Raw genomic sequence first — 15,647 nt, 5'->3', positions numbered from 1 at the left:
CATGTTTACCCGTTAATCGCAGATCCCTACAGGATACCTGGATTAAAGCAGGCCGCAACGCCGTTTGCTGCGTTCTTCCGCTTCCTGATACAACACAAACTCATCAAACACCGGACACCCCAACGCCTGTTCAAAAGCGTCGCGACTGGCATTACCGTGACTCCGCGCCTGGGTTTCATTACCCAGATTTGACTGGAAAATCCCCGCCGCACTGACCGGCAGGAAATCTTCATAGGTAATTGGCTGCGCCTGTACCCAGCCGCGTTCAATGTGCGGTTGCGGATCGTCACCGGGATGAATCGCCTTGCGGTGCGCTTCCCCTGACGGCGTCAGACGATAGCGGAACCAGGCCAGACCCTGCTGGCGCAGCAGGAACTCGCTGTCCGGGAAGGCGTTAAACACCTCCTGCAAATGCAGTTGGTGTGTCAGGTTATCTTTACCCGTACCGGCCTTGCGCAATAATTCATCGTATAACTGACGTCCTTTTATTGTCAGCGCCACGCCGCGTTGTTCGATCTCGCCGAAACGAGCCGTGTGCGTCCCCTGCATTTCCCCGGCGAACAGCACCGGTTCCTCCAGCGCTTTGAAGCTGGTTTGACGCAACAGAATGGGCACGTCACGACGCGGCGGACCTTCGATCAGGATTTTCGGTTCAATGCCGCATTCAGGCATCATCGACTGCACCCGATCGATATCCAGTGTCCTGGGCGTCAGATGGTTGATATGACAACCAGGGAAACAGACTACATCGGCGATCAGCCGATGTTCGTTATGCAGCGCATGATAGGTTTGTTCATCCACGGTGGCATGGCGATGCCAGCGGAAGGTCTCCAGCGCTTCTTTTACAAACTCGCGGGCCTGTGACGCATTAAACCCATTCTGGCTATCCCAGACATCGAGCAGTTCACGACAGCGTGGCGTAAAAATATCGCGCTGAGCGAGGATCTCCGCCGCGCGCTGGCGCAGCGTAGCGTTTTCAATCAGTTCAAGACGCAGCAACGAGGTAAAAACGCGAAACGGATTTCGCGACAGCGAGGCATCGTCAATGGGACGAAACGCCGTTGAATGCACCGGCACCCCGGCCTGAGAGAGATCGTAATAGCTGACCGGAAACATCCCCATGATCGCAAACATGCGTCGCAGGGTGGACAATTCCTCAGCCGTACCGACGCGAATAGCACCGTGCCGCTCCACATTGAGGCGCGCCAGTTCATCCGCATTGGCCAGTTTTTCATGCAGAGAGGGATTGTTTTCAAGGACCGCCAGATTCACATCCGCCACCAGTTCCAGCAGCGTGCCGTATTGCGGAACTTCCTGCTGGTACATGGCTGACATTGCCTGCGAAAAGTGTTCCCGAATCTCATCTGCCGTGATGGTGTTCGCCATAATGTCATGCCTCCAGTGAATGTTACCTGGAGTGTAGGAAACGCCATTCACTCTGGGGGGAAGAATTTACAAAGTGTGATCTCACCTGAATTCGCTCTGCATCTGTCCCTGTGCACTTATATAGCCTTTGGTTATGTAATAAACGGCATAAATTCACTTTTAATTAACAATACATTTACACACACTGCGTCAGGTAACCCTAAAACAATAATGCTCTTCCCTGTACCGGAGTCCGCTATGCGTGAAAAAGTGACCTCTCGCGAGGTGATCCATCGCGACTATAACAGCCATCCGCCGGCCTTTGCCCCCGGCTATAAAACCAGCGTTCTGCGTTCGCCGCGCAACGCGCTGATCTCCTTACAAAACTCCTTGTCTGAAATTACCGGCCCGGTGTTCAGCAACAACGATCTTGGCCCGCTGGATAATGACCTGATCATGAATTACGCCAAAGACGGCCTGCCGATTGGCGAGCGCATTATCGTCCACGGCTATGTGCGTGATGGCTTTGGCCGCCCGTTGAAAAATACGCTGGTTGAAGTCTGGCAGGCCAATGCCGGCGGTCGCTATCGTCACAAAAAGGACCAGTATCTCGCGCCGATCGACCCGAACTTTGGCGGCTGTGGGCGCGTGTTAACCGATGAAAACGGCTATTACTTTTTCCGTACTATCAAGCCTGGTCCCTATCCCTGGCGCAATCAGGTCAGCGACTGGCGCCCTTCGCACATTCACTTTTCACTCTCCGGTGAGGCCTTTGCCCAACGTTTGATTACACAAATGTATTTTGAAGGCGATCCGCTCATCAGGCAGTGCCCGATCGTGAAAACCATCAATAACGATGATGCCATCCGCACGCTGATTGCTGAACTGGATACGCACGCCGCCGTCCCGCTCGACTGCCTTGCGTATCGCTTCGATCTTGTGCTCCGCGGGCAGCGCGCCACCTTGTTTGAAAATCGTACTCAGGGAGGTTCGCGATGAAAGACTATCTGCAGGAAACCGCCTCGCAAACGGCTGGGCCGTATGTGCATATTGGACTTGCGCCTGACGCCGCTGGGTTTCACATCTTTGAGAAAAACTTCAGCTCCACGCTGACCAACAGCCACACCGAAGGCGAGCGCATTGTGATTGAAGGTCGGGTCATTGACGGTTCAGGCACGCCGGTACGCGATGTACTGCTGGAGATCTGGCAGGCTAACGCGCACGGACGCTATAACCATCCGGCTGACCGTCAGGAAGAAAAGCCGATCGACGCGGATTTTCGCGGCTGGGGACGAACCTGTTCAGACTTCGACAGCGGCGTGTGGCGCTTCGACACCATCAAACCAGGCTGCGTGGTGGGTCGCGATGGCCGCACAATGGCACCGCACGTCAATCTGTGGATTGTCGCGCGCGGCATTAACATTGGCCTGAATACTCGTCTTTATTTTTCTGATGAACAAGAGGCTAATCAGCACGATCCGGTGCTCAATCTGATCGAGTGGGAAGTTCGTCGTCAGACCCTGATTGCCCGACGCGAGCAGCGCGGTAGCGAGACCGTCTATACCTTCGATATTCACTTGCAGGGCGAAAACGAAACCGTCTTTTTTGACGTCTAGAAAAGAGAGCGGGCTGACACTGTCAGCCCGTTTTAGCTAGTCTGTCTGCGCGACATGACTTTCCAGCCACGGCAACATCTGTTTCTTACGACTCAACATCCCTTCCACCGTGACCGGTTGCGTCAGTTCAGGCTGGCGTGGGCCGGCAAACCAGAGTTGTGAATTACCGGCATTGATATCGGTTAGCATCAATACAACCAAATCCGCCCCACTGCCGGTCGCGTAATCGGTCATCTCCTCACGCAGGGCGTCCATCATGCAGGCAACCTGACTCAGCGCGTATAATTCAATCTGCGCAACACTCACCTGTTGACCGTTAATGGTAAAACGCTTGATATCCTTTTGCAGCAGCTCGCTGGCGCTCAATCCTTCGACGCTGGTTTTCGCGCTCAGCAGATCGGCGCTGAACGCGGCCAGATCAACCCCGGCAAGCGTTGTCAGTTCTTCAACAGCCAGACGGTCATCCGCAGTGGTGGTGGGCGAACGCAGCGTGACAGTGTCACTCAGCATAGCCCCCAGCAACAACAGTGCCTGCGCAGGGGTTATCTGCGCCCTGTTCTCCTGGCTCATCAGTTGCCACAGCAGCGTAGCGCTACTCCCCACCGGCTTTATCCACACCTCAGGCGGCAAACGCGTGACCAGTCCCCCCAGACGGTGATGATCGATAATGCCGACAATATTGCTCGCCAGCAGGGTTTCCGGCCCCTGCGTTGGCTCGGTGAAATCCACCAGCCAGACGTCAAGGTCTGTCAGCGGCATCTCCAGCAACGGCGGTAATGTCAGCCCGGCACGCCCGAACAGAAAGCGGGTTTCGCGATTGGGTTCACCCAGACGCCAGGCGGTGGCCTGAAGTCCGCGCATGTTCAACCAGCGCGCTGCCATAAACGCGGTGCAAATGGCATCACTGTCCGGATTAAGATGGCCTACGACATGGATCATTTTCGCCTCCGAAGAGAAAGTGCTGTTACTTAAATAAGTTAAATGTTAATAATATTTTGCAATCAAGTTATCAAAAACAAACAACTTTACTTGTCACCGGCACCGCTCTGTTCTTAACATCGCTTATGGAAAAAAATAGTCTGTTCAGTCAGCGCATCCGATTGCGCCATCTTCATACATTTGTCGCTGTCGCTCAACAAGGAACCCTGGGGCGCGCAGCCGAAACCCTTAACCTCAGCCAGCCGGCGCTTTCCAAGACGCTTAACGAACTGGAGCAACTGACCGGTACCCGCCTCTTCGAGCGCGGACGGCTTGGCGCACAGCTGACGCTACCTGGCGAGCAGTTTTTAACGCACGCGGTGAAAGTGCTTGATGCGCTCAACACCGCCGGACAGGCGCTGAATCGTAAAGAAGGTCTTAACAATGATGTGGTAAGAATAGGCGCTTTACCGACTGCCGCGCTGGGTATTCTTCCATCGGTCATCGGGCAGTTTCATCAGCAACAAAAAGAGACCACGCTGCAGGTGGCGACGATGAACAACACCATGCTGCTGGCAGGTTTGAAATCCGGCGAGATCGACATCGGCATTGGCCGGATGTCGGATCCGGAATTGATGAGCGGCCTCAATTATGAGCTGCTGTTTCTCGAATCGTTAAAGCTGGTCGTGCGCCCCAATCACCCGTTGTTGCAGGAAAATGTGACGCTGAGTCGCGTGATGGAGTGGCCCGTGGTTGTCTCACCAAAAGGGACGGTTCCCCGGCAGAATGCCGAGACCTTATTGCAAAGTCAGGGCTGCAAGATGCCAACCGGCTGCATTGAAACGCTCTCCGCGTCGCTGTCGCGCCAGTTAACTGTCGATTATGACTACGTCTGGTTTGTACCGTCGGGCGCGGTAAAAGAGGATTTACGCCAGGCGACGCTGGTTTCGCTGCCGGTACCAACGCAGGGAGCTGGCGAGCCGATCGGTATTCTGACCCGCGTGGACTCACCGCTCTCTTCTGGCGCGCAGACCTTAATTTCCGCCATTCGCAAATCAATGCCGTTATAACCTGTCAGACAGGCCGGATGAGGCGCCGTTGCGCCATCATCCGGTAATGGCGATTAAAACGTTTCCCAGTTATCCCCACGATCGGTAACGGGCTGCGCTAAAGGCTGGACGGGCGTATTTGTTGTCGATACGCGTTTGCTCGTCCGTCCGCCGTGCAAGCGAAATGTCCCCACCGCTTCCGTCAGATGTGCGGCCTGCTCTTCCAGCGATGCCGCCGCCGCAGAGGCCTCTTCTACCAGCGAGGCGTTCTGCTGCGTCACTTTATCCATCTCAGAGATGGCCTGGCTGACCTGTACGATGCCTCGACTCTGTTCATCCGACGCCGCCGCGATTTCCAGCATGATATCGGTGACGCGTTTAACCGCCTCCACAATATCGGTCATGGTGTTGCCCGCCGCGACCACTTCACCGGAACCCTGATCGATCAGACGGACAGACTCGCTGATCAGCCCTTCAATCTCTTTCGCCGCCTGGGCGCTGCGACTGGCCAGCGTACGGACCTCACTGGCAACAACGGCAAATCCACGCCCTTGCTCACCGGCACGCGCGGCCTCTACGGCGGCGTTCAGCGCCAGAATATTGGTCTGGAAGGCGATGCTGTTAATGACGGCGGTGATCTCAGAGATTTTCTTCGAACTGGTCGAAATATTGCCCATCGTCTGGACCACACCGGAGACCATCTGTCCACCACGACTGGCTTTACCGGACGCATCTTCCGCCAGTTTGCTGGCGTGGTGCGCGTTATCGGCGTTTTGCTTCACCGTTGCGGTCAACTCCTCCATGCTGGCTGCCGTCTGTTCGATCGCCGCAGCCTGCTCTTCCGTGCGTGAGGACAAGTCGGTATTGCCCGCCGAGATTTCACTGGTGCCGCGATAAATCTCTTCTGCTCCCTGACGCACGGCTCCCACCGTTTGCACCAGCGAACGCTGCATCTGTTGCAGGTGGCGACTCAGACGTCCAATTTCGCTGCGCCCGGTCGGCTCATCCTGCATGGTGAGGTCACCGGCGGCAATTTGCTCAATACGCTGCGCAGCATGCTGCAAAGGTTGAATGACGGTACGACGCAGAACAATAAACGTCATCAGCGTCAGTAACAGTGCCAGACCAAAGGCGCCAATCATGAACATCATCCCCAGTTGCGTGCGCTGATGCGCCTGCTCGCTTAACTGGTTAGCGCGCGCCATGCGCAGTTCAATCGCTTTCAGCAGCACTTTGTTGTAGCTGTCATCCAGTTGTCTCGCGTGTTCGCTTTCGTGGTTAATGATCGCTTCGAACATGCCGTTTTTAGCGTACTTGAGCATCGGTTGCATCCCGGCAACGTAGGCTTTGAAACTGCTCTCCAGCTCGCCATCCAGTGCCTCATCCGCAGGGGTTTTCACCTTGCGTGCCATGTACGTGGCAAACCCGTCCTCAGACTGCTTGATCCGCTTTTCCGCTGCGGCAATGTTGGCCTTCATGTCATCCATTTCGGCTATCCGACTGGCCGCGCCTGCGTGGATCATGTTAATTCGCGCCGTACGCAGATGGTTCGAGCTGTTCGATAATCCCATGCGCACCTGGATCTCATCCGTCACATCCCGCTGATCGCGGTCAGCCTGCATGAGAAAGTAACCCGCCAGACCTGAGCTCAGCGCGAACAGTAAAAGGATGCCACCGAGAATGGAGGAAAACAGCGGAACCAGCCTGATGTGATGCAAAAAGCCCAGCTTATGTGGTGCTTGCATCGATGATGTGTTGTCCATGACCGTCGACTCTCTTGTAGGATTAATGCGTAATACGCGCCCGTTAGATAGTCATCGGCATTCCGCGAAGTTTACTTACCGGGAAAAGCGCCGATTTCGTCACAGTTTGACAACATTTATGTTAAAAACAGGAAAGCGCCAGCGGAAATTTCCGCTGGCGGATGAATCAGTTATCGCCGAAATGGATAACGGTACGGATGGATTTACCTTCGTGCATCAGGTCAAACGCGTCGTTGATTTGATCCAGCGGCAGGCGGTGGGTAATGAACGGATCCAACTGGATTCTCCCGGCCATCGCGTCTTCCACCATCCCCGGCAACTGGGTACGCCCTTTAACGCCGCCAAATGCGGAGCCGCGCCAGACACGCCCCGTCACCAACTGGAATGGACGGGTTTTGATCTCCTGGCCCGCCCCGGCAACGCCAATGATGATGCTTTCGCCCCACCCTTTATGGCAACATTCCAGCGCCGCGCGCATCACGTTTACATTACCAATACATTCGAAGCTAAAGTCCACGCCACCGTCGGTGAGCTCAACAATCACCTCCTGGATCGGTTTGTCATAGTCCTTCGGGTTGATGAAGTCGGTTGCGCCCATTTCAGCCGCCAGTTTGAATTTTTCCGGGTTGGTATCGACAGCAATAATACGTCCGGCTTTCGCCTGCACTGCCCCCTGGATCACCGCCAGGCCAATTCCGCCGAGGCCAAACACAGCAACGGTATCGCCCTCTTTGACTTTTGCGGTGTTATGCACAGCACCAATGCCCGTGGTCACTCCGCAACCAAGCAGACAGACCTTGTCCAGAGGCGCTTGCGGATTGACCTTCGCCAGCGAGATTTCCGCACACACGGTGTATTCACTGAAGGTACTGGTCCCCATGTAGTGATAGATGGGTTCGCCGTTATAGGAAAAACGGGTAGTCCCATCCGGCATTACGCCTTTCCCCTGGGTGGCACGCACGGCCTGACAGAGGTTGGTCTTGCCGGATTTACAGAATTTGCACTCGCCGCATTCGGCGGTATACAACGGGATGACATGATCGCCCGGTTTCAGGCTGGTAACGCCTTCACCGACCTCGACCACCACGCCACCACCTTCATGTCCCAGAACCGCCGGGAATACCCCTTCCGGATCGTCGCCAGAAAGCGTAAACGCGTCAGTGTGACATACACCAGTATGGGTGATTTTGACCAGAACTTCGCCTTTTTTCGGCGGTGCGACGTCAATTTCAACAATTTTAAGCGGCTGACCAGGGCCAAACGCGACTGCTGCACGTGATTTCATCTGTCTCTTCCCTTTATTGCGAGGTGATGGGTTTATTTTAGATAAGCGCGAAGAAGGTGGCCGATTTCGGCCATGCGCACGGCGCGCTGGTCGGACGTGGTTTCACCATTCACCAGTTCATCTTTCAGGTGGATCTCAACCATTTCGCCCATTAAACCATTGGACGCGCCGCGAACTGCTGCAATTTGTTGCAGGATAGCCAGGCAAGGCTCGCCAGACTCCAGCGCACGCTCCAGGGCGTCCACCTGGCCCCGAATGCGCCGGACGCGAGTCAGAATACGTTTTTTATCTTCGGGTGAATGCGGCATATGCCCTCCTTGATACTATAGGGGGGTATACTATCAGTAATTTTAATCAATTGTAAAATTTCTGATTATTTAAATAGCAATAACATACTTTTGGTTGAATCTGGACCGATGCAGATTATGCTTCAAAACAGCTTTTGAAGCGGCTGAGGCTTATTTTTCAAGAGAGGAGGATTCGTTATTTTATGGGTTAGAGGTTATTGGGAAAGAATTAAGAATTTAGGGTATTGCAATTAAGTTATCAAATAGATAACCAGGCAACCTTTTCGCGCCGCAGATAACGACGATCTCATAATTCTGCTGGAATGTGTTTAATCTCCTTCAGATGCCCGTTCTCAATACAAATGTATCCCCCCTCTTTTAAGGTTGAAAGTGTGTTCATGATTGCAGAACGTGAAAGGCGCGTCTTACTGCGAATGTAACTTTCTGCCGTAACACCCTCTCTGACCGTCTGTGGTTTACTCATCAATTCGTAAAGCTGGTAACGAACCTTCTCAAAGACGGTTGGCGTCACGAGTTTGAACAATACCTCACCTCCCACGGCCACCACTAACTCAAGGTACCTGGCATACTCTTGCCACAAGTTATGCTGCGTCAGCAGGGAGTACCATTGTTCTTTATCTACAATGGCGATTTCAGTGGGTTCCAGCACCCGCAGAATAAACTGAGATTCTGATGTTTTATGGACAGGGATAATCCCGCGCAGCGTTGGGCCTTCGAAAATATCCAGAAGGATATCATCGGGTTGCCGGCTAAGAGACATCACGCCACTGCGTATAAGATAACACTTTGACTGATTGGTTGCGTTGAAACTGAATCGTTTCCCTGCGGGAAAGACCGTGTACGTTAAATACGGTTCGAGCGTATTCAGAAGAACCTTCAAATGAGAGGGGTCTACACGGGTACACAGAGATCCTGACATCCCTATAATATCTAAATGGTTATGCATGCTTATTGCCAACAGAGAAATTTTAACTAGATTAGCAGAATTTTTTGAAGACTGTTACTGTGATGATTAGCTGACCGTGCATAGCTATTATTAAATGAACTGTTATTACAGCCCTGCCTGGAAATCACGTTCATTCTATTCTTTACGGAATCGCGGATTAAATAGTGGCACAGGGTATTGCAGCGATAATAGTTCCTGCAACTGGGTTCAGGATGGTACGGAACATTACCAGAGTATCCCTACCTATATACAACAAAGAAAAGGAGCCTGTTCGTGGTCATCTTTATCTCGGACAAAATAAAACGTCAGGACAACGGTTTGAATCTGTCTTCAGTTACCGCTCAGTGTGGGGGGATCCCCACACCGGCGGAAATCACCCTATCGCTTACGCGGCATCATCCGCAGTAGCGTATTGTCCTTCCAGAAATAATGGTGCATCAGCGCAGCGGCGGCATGTAGCGCAATGACAAAATAGCCGAGATTCGCCAGCGTAACATGCCAGGATTTCAGCGTATCGACCAGATCGAAATTGCCTTCCGTCGCGTACGGCATCACCAGGCCAAACGCCATCCACGGATTCCCGCGGTTGTACATCATCACCAGGCCGATCAAAGGCAATGCAATGAACAACAGATAAATCACCAGGTGCCCCAGATGCGCCAGTCCGGTGATCATCGGTTTAGGCTTTGGCACGATGGCGGGGGCCGGATACTTCAGTCTGATCAGCAAACGCGCAACCATCAGAACCAGGATGGAGATCCCGCAAGAAACGTGAATCATGTTAATGACGGGCCGGTCGCTGCGCGGGAAAAAACCACGAAATTCCATCGCGCAGTAGGCGACAATTACCAGTAAAAAGACCAGCCAGTGGATGCCAATCTGCAGGCTTGAGTACTTATTGCCCATATCACTTCCTGAGTAAAAACAATAAAGCGACAACATAACGAGCTTTTATTAAAAATTCATTAACTTTTCTTCACCGCTTATCAGTCAGTTAGGCTTAACGGCAAGAAGTGCGATTGCTCCCCCCGCTATACTGGACTATGCCTGGAAGGGAAAAAAGAATGTCCGCTACAACCTCACAGGAGTTCATTATGCGTAAAATTGGCATTAACGGTTTTGGTCGTATTGGTCGTCTGGTGCTGCGTCGGTTACTGGAAGTTAAAAGCGATGTTGAGGTGGTCGCGATCAACGACCTCACCTCCCCTAAGATCCTCGCCTATCTGCTTAAGCATGACTCAAACTACGGTCCGTTCCCCTGGAGCGTTGACTTTACGGAAGACGCGCTGATTGTTGATGGAAAGACGATCGCGGTTTATGCAGAGAAAGACGCTAAAAATATTCCGTGGAAAGCCAAAGGTGCGGAAGTCATCATTGAATGCACCGGCTTCTATACCTCCACAGAGAAATCTCAGGCACACATCGATGCAGGCGCGAAGAAAGTGTTGATCTCGGCACCTGCTGGCGACATGAAGACCATCGTTTTCAATGTTAACGATGACACGCTAAATGCCAGTGATGTGATTGTCTCGGTGGCCTCCTGCACCACCAACTGCCTGGCACCGATGGCCAAAGCCCTGCACGACAACTTTGGTATTAAGGTGGGCACCATGACCACGATTCACGCCTACACCGGCACGCAGTCGCTGGTCGATGGTCCGCGTGGGAAGGATCTGCGCGCCTCGCGTGCGGCAGCCGAAAACATCATCCCGCATACCACGGGGGCGGCGAAAGCGATCGGTCTTGTCATCCCGGATCTCAGCGGTAAGCTGAAGGGTCATGCTCAGCGCGTTCCGGTGAAAACCGGTTCCGTCACCGAACTGGTGTCGATTCTGGCTAAAAAGGTGACGGCGGAAGAGGTCAACAACGCCCTGAAGAAAGCGACGCATAACAATGCGTCTTTTGGCTATACCGATGAAGAAATCGTCTCCTCTGACGTCATCGGTTCCCACTTTGGTTCCGTGTTTGATGCGACCCAGACTGAAATCACCGAGGTGGGCGATCTGCAACTGGTGAAAACCGTGGCCTGGTACGACAACGAATACGGCTTTGTGACGCAACTGATCCGTACCCTTGATAAGTTCATTAAACTCTAAGCGTAAAGGCGGAGGGAAACCTCCGCCCTTCTTCTGATGATCAGGACTGCAAATAGACTACCTGCGTTTGCAGGTACTCGTTTAGCCCGTGTTTGCCGTCAGCACCGCCAATTCCCGACTTGCGCCAGCCAGCGTGGAAGCCCTGCATCGCCTCAAAGTTCTCGCGATTAATATAGGTCTCACCAAACTTCAGCCCTTTAATAGCTTTCATCGCCACGTTGAGATTCTGCGTATAAACAGACGACGTCAGACCGTAGTCGCTGTCATTTGCCATCGTGATGGCCTCTTCCAGGGTGTTGAAGGCCACAACGGGCAGTACCGGACCAAAGGTCTCCTCATGCATGATGGCCATCTCCTGACGAACATCCAGTAGCAACGTGGGTGGATAATAGTAGCCTTTGCCCTCAGCGGCTTTACCGCCGAGCGCCACTCGCGCCCCTTCCTGAACGGCACGCGCCACTTTCTGCTCCACGCGTTGCAGAGCGGCAGCATTAATCAACGGTCCCATGGCGATGTCGTTACGCTCGCCAGGATTGCCAAACTGCACCGCTTTCAGGGCTTCGCCCAGACGGTTCACAAACTGGTCATAAATCCCTTTTTGTACATATACACGTTCAGCGCAGTTACAGACTTGCCCGGTATTGATGACGCGGGAATCCACAATCGCTTTGACCGCTAGGTCAAGATCGGCATCATCCATCACAATGGCCGGTGCCTTGCCGCCCAGTTCCAGACACACTTTGGTAATATTCTTCGCCGCCGTCGCCATAATCTTCTCACCCGCAGTAACGCTACCGGTCATACTGACCATCGCCACCTTCGGGTTGCCAGCCAGTTCCTGGCCGACAGTTTCGCCACGCCCCAGCACCAGGTTAAACACACCGCGCGGCAGGCCAATCTCATCGACGATTTTGGCAAACGCAATGGCGTTATTAGGCGTAAATTCGCTGGGTTTAATCACGATGGTATTCCCGGTAAGCAGCGCCGGAGCCAGCTTACGGGCAATGAGGAAAAACGGGAAATTCCACGGCAGGATCCCGGTAGTGACCCCCAGCGCGCGTTTAAACAGCAAAATATTCTCGCCGGGGCGGTCGCTTTGCAGAATTTCGCCTTCATAACGGCGAGCCCACTCCGCCATATAGTCGAGGTAATCGGCGGTAAAGGAGACTTCTACTGCCGCCAGTTGCTGAATTTTGCCTCCTTCCGCGACGATTAAGGCGCTGATTTCGTCGGCACGCTCGCGGATCCCGGCGGCGATTTTTCGCAGCCAGCCCGCGCGAGCGATAGCCGGTAGCGCTTCCCAGTCCGCCTGAGCGCGGTCGGCGGCGTCAATGGCTTTACGCGCATCTTCAGCCCGACCATCAGGAATACGTGAAATCACCTCTTCGGTCGCCGGATTGACGACATCAATCCAGGCATCTTCGTGCCAGGTCACAAACTGTCCGTCGATATACATAGGATGTTGTACGGGTACTGACATGCGCTACTCCTGTGATTGAATTGTTTTTAACAAGTAAAATCATTGTTAATAAATATCAATCATGCCGCAACGATCCCGACTGTCGTCGTGATTCTGTGAACTGCTTCATAAAAGAAGAAGATCGGGCTGGGGAGAAAGAAACAGCAGGCATTCGTGTTTTGCCCGTTTGGGAAAAAAGACTCCCAAACGGGCAGGCATTAGCGCAGCGACCGGTTGTTCATCGCGTCATTGAGCGCCGGATCCTGTTGCAGGAGCTGCCACGCGGTCTCGACCTCTGGCGGGAAATCCACATGCACAATGAAGTCGCGCCCGCGAGGACCATAGCCGGTTTCATCATTGCGCAAGCGCGGGATTTCACCCACCACCAGCGCTAAATAGCGATCGACGGTCCACAGGCCGTCAGGGTCATTGGCGAACGCGATACCGTCTTCCTGCTGACACAATACTGGTGTAAACCCCGGATAGCTCAACCAGCGCGGCGCGTCTGGATCGTCACGGGTCACCCGGCGAAATGTCGCCACCGTACGCCGCTGCATGGTGGGATCCTGTACCACGATAGCGGTGTTAATGGGTTCTGCGGCCTGAGCAATCATCTGCGCGCTAAAACGCGCGTTTTCTCCACAGTTGGTGGACCGATCTTCCAGCCAAATTTTATCGGCGGGAATATGCCAGAACTGCCGGGCAATATCCGCCAGAACGGCAGCTTCGGCGCGACCGGTTGTCTGAATCGTGTTATAGCGCGGATGTTGAGCGACGGCGGCGTACAGGAAGGTTGTGGAATGACCAATCCCACCGGCGATCAACAGCGGAATTGATTGCTCCTGAGCAATTCGACATGCGGCGTCAATTGTCGGGATGACGGCATTCCCCGCCAGCACCACGCAGTCTGCCGGATAAGCGGCCCCTGCGCAGAAATCGTCCTGCGCCAGCCACTGCCCCACGGTATTGATCGCCTCAAGGGTGGTGGCGGAAAGTTTCGGGAACGGTTGCATCATTAGGCTCCTCCTCTCATTTCAGCAGAGTACCGCACCCGCCCTGAATAAACAGCAGATCTCTCTGAAAGGCTGATGATTGATATTTCGACGCTTTTTTTACCATCGGCGTGAAATAACACAAAACGTCTAAAAATCGGGCGGTTGCACCTGCATGTTATCCTGCCTGACGGCCATTTTATAAATGATTAACGCTGTATTTTTTATTTTTACAGAAAATAACACGGGTAAATCACTCTCTTTCAAGCCCATTCCCGCGTGACGCCGCTTGTTAAATGTTAAGAACACACCTAGTTTGATTAACAATTTTACAACTATTTAACGTAACAGGTTGCACCTGGCGCGCTGCAGGGTGGCACCTTCTTTGTTCTCTGGCGGAGGTTTTAAGTTAATGACAACCCATGAAAATAGTACGGCTATTCTGAAGAAAAATAAGAAGGTCCTCGTCGCCAGTCTGACCGGCAGTGCGATTGAATGGTTCGACTACTTCCTGTATGGCACCGCAGCAGCACTGGTGTTCAACAAAATTTTCTTCCCGATGGTCGACCCGGTGATTGGTCTGATCCTCTCATATCTCTCCTTCTCACTGACCTTTTTTATCCGTCCGATTGGCGGGGTGATTTTCGCCCACATTGGCGATCGCATCGGGCGTAAAAAGACGCTGGTACTGACGCTTTCCCTGATGGGCGGCGCGACGGTGATGATCGGTCTGCTGCCCACTTATGACATGATCGGTATCTGGGCCCCCATTCTGCTTATTCTGATGCGCATCATCCAGGGAATGGGGATAGGCGGCGAATGGGGCGGCGCGCTGCTGCTGGCCTATGAGTACGCGCCGGAAAAACGCAAAGGCTTCTTTGGCAGTATTCCGCAGGCAGGCGTGACCATTGGGATGCTGATGGCGACGTTTATCGTCTCGCTGATGACGCTGTTTAGCGAAGAAGATTTTCTCTCCTGGGGCTGGCGCATCCCGTTCCTGCTGAGCTCCGTACTGGTACTGTTAGGGTTATGGATCCGTCGCGATATCGACGAAACGCCGGACTTTAAGAAAGTGAAAGCTTCTGGCCAGGTTGCCAAAGCGCCGCTGCGCGATACGCTGACCCATCACTGGCGTGAAGTGTTGATTGCCGCCGGGTTGAAGGTGGTCGAAACCGCACCGTTCTATATTTTCTCGACCTTCGTAGTCAGCTATGCCACGAGCACCCTCAGCTATCAGAAATCCCAGGTGCTGGAAGCGGTCACCGTTGGCGCGCTGATCGCCACCGTGATGATCCCGTTAATGGGGCTGCTGTCGGATAAAATCGGGCGTAAACGGATGTACACCATCAGCGTCTCCCTGCTTGGCCTGTTTATCGTGCCGTGGTTCCTGCTGCTTAATACCGGCACCACCTGGGGCATTATGCTGGCGACAATCGTGATGTTCGGCGTGCTTTGGGCGCCGGTAACGGCGGTACTGGGAACGCTGTGCTCCGAAATTTTCAGCGCCAACGTCCGTTACACCGGCATCACGCTTGGCTACCAGATTGGCGCGGCGCTGGCAGGCGGTACGGCTCCTCTTATCGCCACAGGGTTGCTGGCGAAATACGATGGCGACTGGGTACCCGTGGCGTGGTACCTGCTTACGACCGTAGCGATTTCCCTGGTTGCCATTTTCTTTGCCAGCCGGGTGAAACGTAGTCCGGCGATTAACGCCCAGCCCAACGAGTTGTAATCCCTTCGCGGCCAGATTCTTTGGCCGCTTTGATTTAATACCTGCACGGAACATTTGATTTACCAGGCGTTTTCCTATTCACTTGATTTATAATTTACGTAACATACATTACCATTAG

Annotated in this window: 14 protein-coding genes; 5 read left to right on the top strand and 9 right to left on the bottom strand. The window is 53.5% G+C overall.

Annotated features, from left to right (window positions below; all coding sequences use genetic code 11):
- Positions 1 to 42: 42 nt before the first annotated feature.
- On the bottom strand, positions 43 to 1,386 hold the full coding sequence (gene hglS / locus I6L53_RS10535; protein ID WP_042318905.1) for a 2-oxoadipate dioxygenase/decarboxylase HglS: 1,344 nt from the start codon (positions 1,384 to 1,386) through the stop codon (positions 43 to 45).
- 237 nt (positions 1,387 to 1,623) lie between these two features.
- Here hglS and pcaH point away from each other — a divergent pair, with 237 nt between their 5' ends.
- Together pcaH and pcaG are read left to right on the top strand one after the other, a co-directional pair.
- Positions 1,624 to 2,364, top strand: coding sequence for a protocatechuate 3,4-dioxygenase subunit beta (gene pcaH, locus I6L53_RS10530; protein WP_042318902.1), 741 nt, complete (start codon positions 1,624 to 1,626; stop codon positions 2,362 to 2,364).
- The gene (pcaG, locus tag I6L53_RS10525) at positions 2,361 to 2,981 is read left to right on the top strand and encodes a protocatechuate 3,4-dioxygenase subunit alpha (protein ID WP_042318900.1); all 621 of its coding nucleotides are present in this window, start codon (positions 2,361 to 2,363) and stop codon (positions 2,979 to 2,981) included. Before pcaH ends, pcaG begins: the two co-directional genes overlap by 4 nt.
- A gap of 36 nt (positions 2,982 to 3,017) precedes the next feature.
- Here pcaG and I6L53_RS10520 read toward each other — a convergent pair whose 3' ends face one another.
- Complete coding sequence (locus I6L53_RS10520) at positions 3,018 to 3,920, bottom strand: manganese-dependent inorganic pyrophosphatase (RefSeq protein WP_042318899.1); 903 nt, start codon at positions 3,918 to 3,920, stop codon at positions 3,018 to 3,020.
- 125 nt (positions 3,921 to 4,045) lie between these two features.
- Here I6L53_RS10520 and I6L53_RS10515 point away from each other — a divergent pair, with 125 nt between their 5' ends.
- Positions 4,046 to 4,969, top strand: coding sequence for a LysR substrate-binding domain-containing protein (locus I6L53_RS10515; protein ID WP_042318897.1), 924 nt, complete (start codon positions 4,046 to 4,048; stop codon positions 4,967 to 4,969).
- 53 nt (positions 4,970 to 5,022) lie between these two features.
- Here I6L53_RS10515 and I6L53_RS10510 read toward each other — a convergent pair whose 3' ends face one another.
- The 5 genes from I6L53_RS10510 to cybB form a co-directional block, all read right to left on the bottom strand.
- Positions 5,023 to 6,711 (bottom strand): methyl-accepting chemotaxis protein, encoded by a 1,689-nt coding sequence (locus I6L53_RS10510; RefSeq protein ID WP_042318896.1) that lies wholly within the window; start codon positions 6,709 to 6,711, stop codon positions 5,023 to 5,025.
- Between the two features lie 166 nt (positions 6,712 to 6,877).
- Positions 6,878 to 7,996, bottom strand: coding sequence for an S-(hydroxymethyl)glutathione dehydrogenase/class III alcohol dehydrogenase (locus tag I6L53_RS10505; protein ID WP_042318895.1), 1,119 nt, complete (start codon positions 7,994 to 7,996; stop codon positions 6,878 to 6,880).
- Between the two features lie 32 nt (positions 7,997 to 8,028).
- Entirely contained in the window at positions 8,029 to 8,304 is a 276-nt protein-coding gene (locus I6L53_RS10500; RefSeq protein ID WP_042318893.1) for a metal/formaldehyde-sensitive transcriptional repressor, read from the bottom strand.
- Positions 8,305 to 8,590: 286 nt separating this feature from the next.
- The gene (locus I6L53_RS10495) at positions 8,591 to 9,250 is read right to left on the bottom strand and encodes a helix-turn-helix domain-containing protein (protein WP_084196565.1); all 660 of its coding nucleotides are present in this window, start codon (positions 9,248 to 9,250) and stop codon (positions 8,591 to 8,593) included.
- Positions 9,251 to 9,628: 378 nt separating this feature from the next.
- On the bottom strand, positions 9,629 to 10,156 hold the full coding sequence (cybB, locus tag I6L53_RS10490) for a cytochrome b561 (RefSeq protein WP_042318892.1): 528 nt from the start codon (positions 10,154 to 10,156) through the stop codon (positions 9,629 to 9,631).
- 188 nt (positions 10,157 to 10,344) lie between these two features.
- On the opposite strand from cybB, the gene gap reads away from it, so the two are divergent.
- Positions 10,345 to 11,346 carry a type I glyceraldehyde-3-phosphate dehydrogenase gene (gap, locus tag I6L53_RS10485; RefSeq protein WP_042318889.1) on the top strand — a complete coding sequence of 334 codons (1,002 nt, stop codon included), beginning with the start codon at positions 10,345 to 10,347 and terminating at the stop codon, positions 11,344 to 11,346.
- Positions 11,347 to 11,386: 40 nt separating this feature from the next.
- Here the strand turns inward: gap and aldA are convergent, their stop codons facing one another.
- Complete coding sequence (gene aldA / locus I6L53_RS10480) at positions 11,387 to 12,826, bottom strand: aldehyde dehydrogenase (RefSeq protein ID WP_042318887.1); 1,440 nt, start codon at positions 12,824 to 12,826, stop codon at positions 11,387 to 11,389.
- A 197-nt stretch (positions 12,827 to 13,023) separates the two neighbouring features.
- Positions 13,024 to 13,818: a YdcF family protein gene (locus tag I6L53_RS10475; RefSeq protein ID WP_042319039.1), complete on the bottom strand. Its 795-nt coding sequence runs from the start codon at positions 13,816 to 13,818 to the stop codon at positions 13,024 to 13,026.
- Positions 13,819 to 14,209: 391 nt separating this feature from the next.
- Between I6L53_RS10475 and I6L53_RS10470 the strand changes: the two genes are divergently transcribed.
- Complete coding sequence (locus tag I6L53_RS10470; protein WP_042318886.1) at positions 14,210 to 15,529, top strand: MFS transporter; 1,320 nt, start codon at positions 14,210 to 14,212, stop codon at positions 15,527 to 15,529.
- The last annotated feature ends 118 nt before the right edge of the window (positions 15,530 to 15,647 follow it).

It is taken from the genome of Citrobacter farmeri, assembly GCF_019048065.1.
In the GTDB taxonomy this organism is placed as follows: domain Bacteria; phylum Pseudomonadota; class Gammaproteobacteria; order Enterobacterales; family Enterobacteriaceae; genus Citrobacter_A; species Citrobacter_A farmeri.
This window is presented reverse-complemented; position numbering and strand designations above follow the sequence as displayed.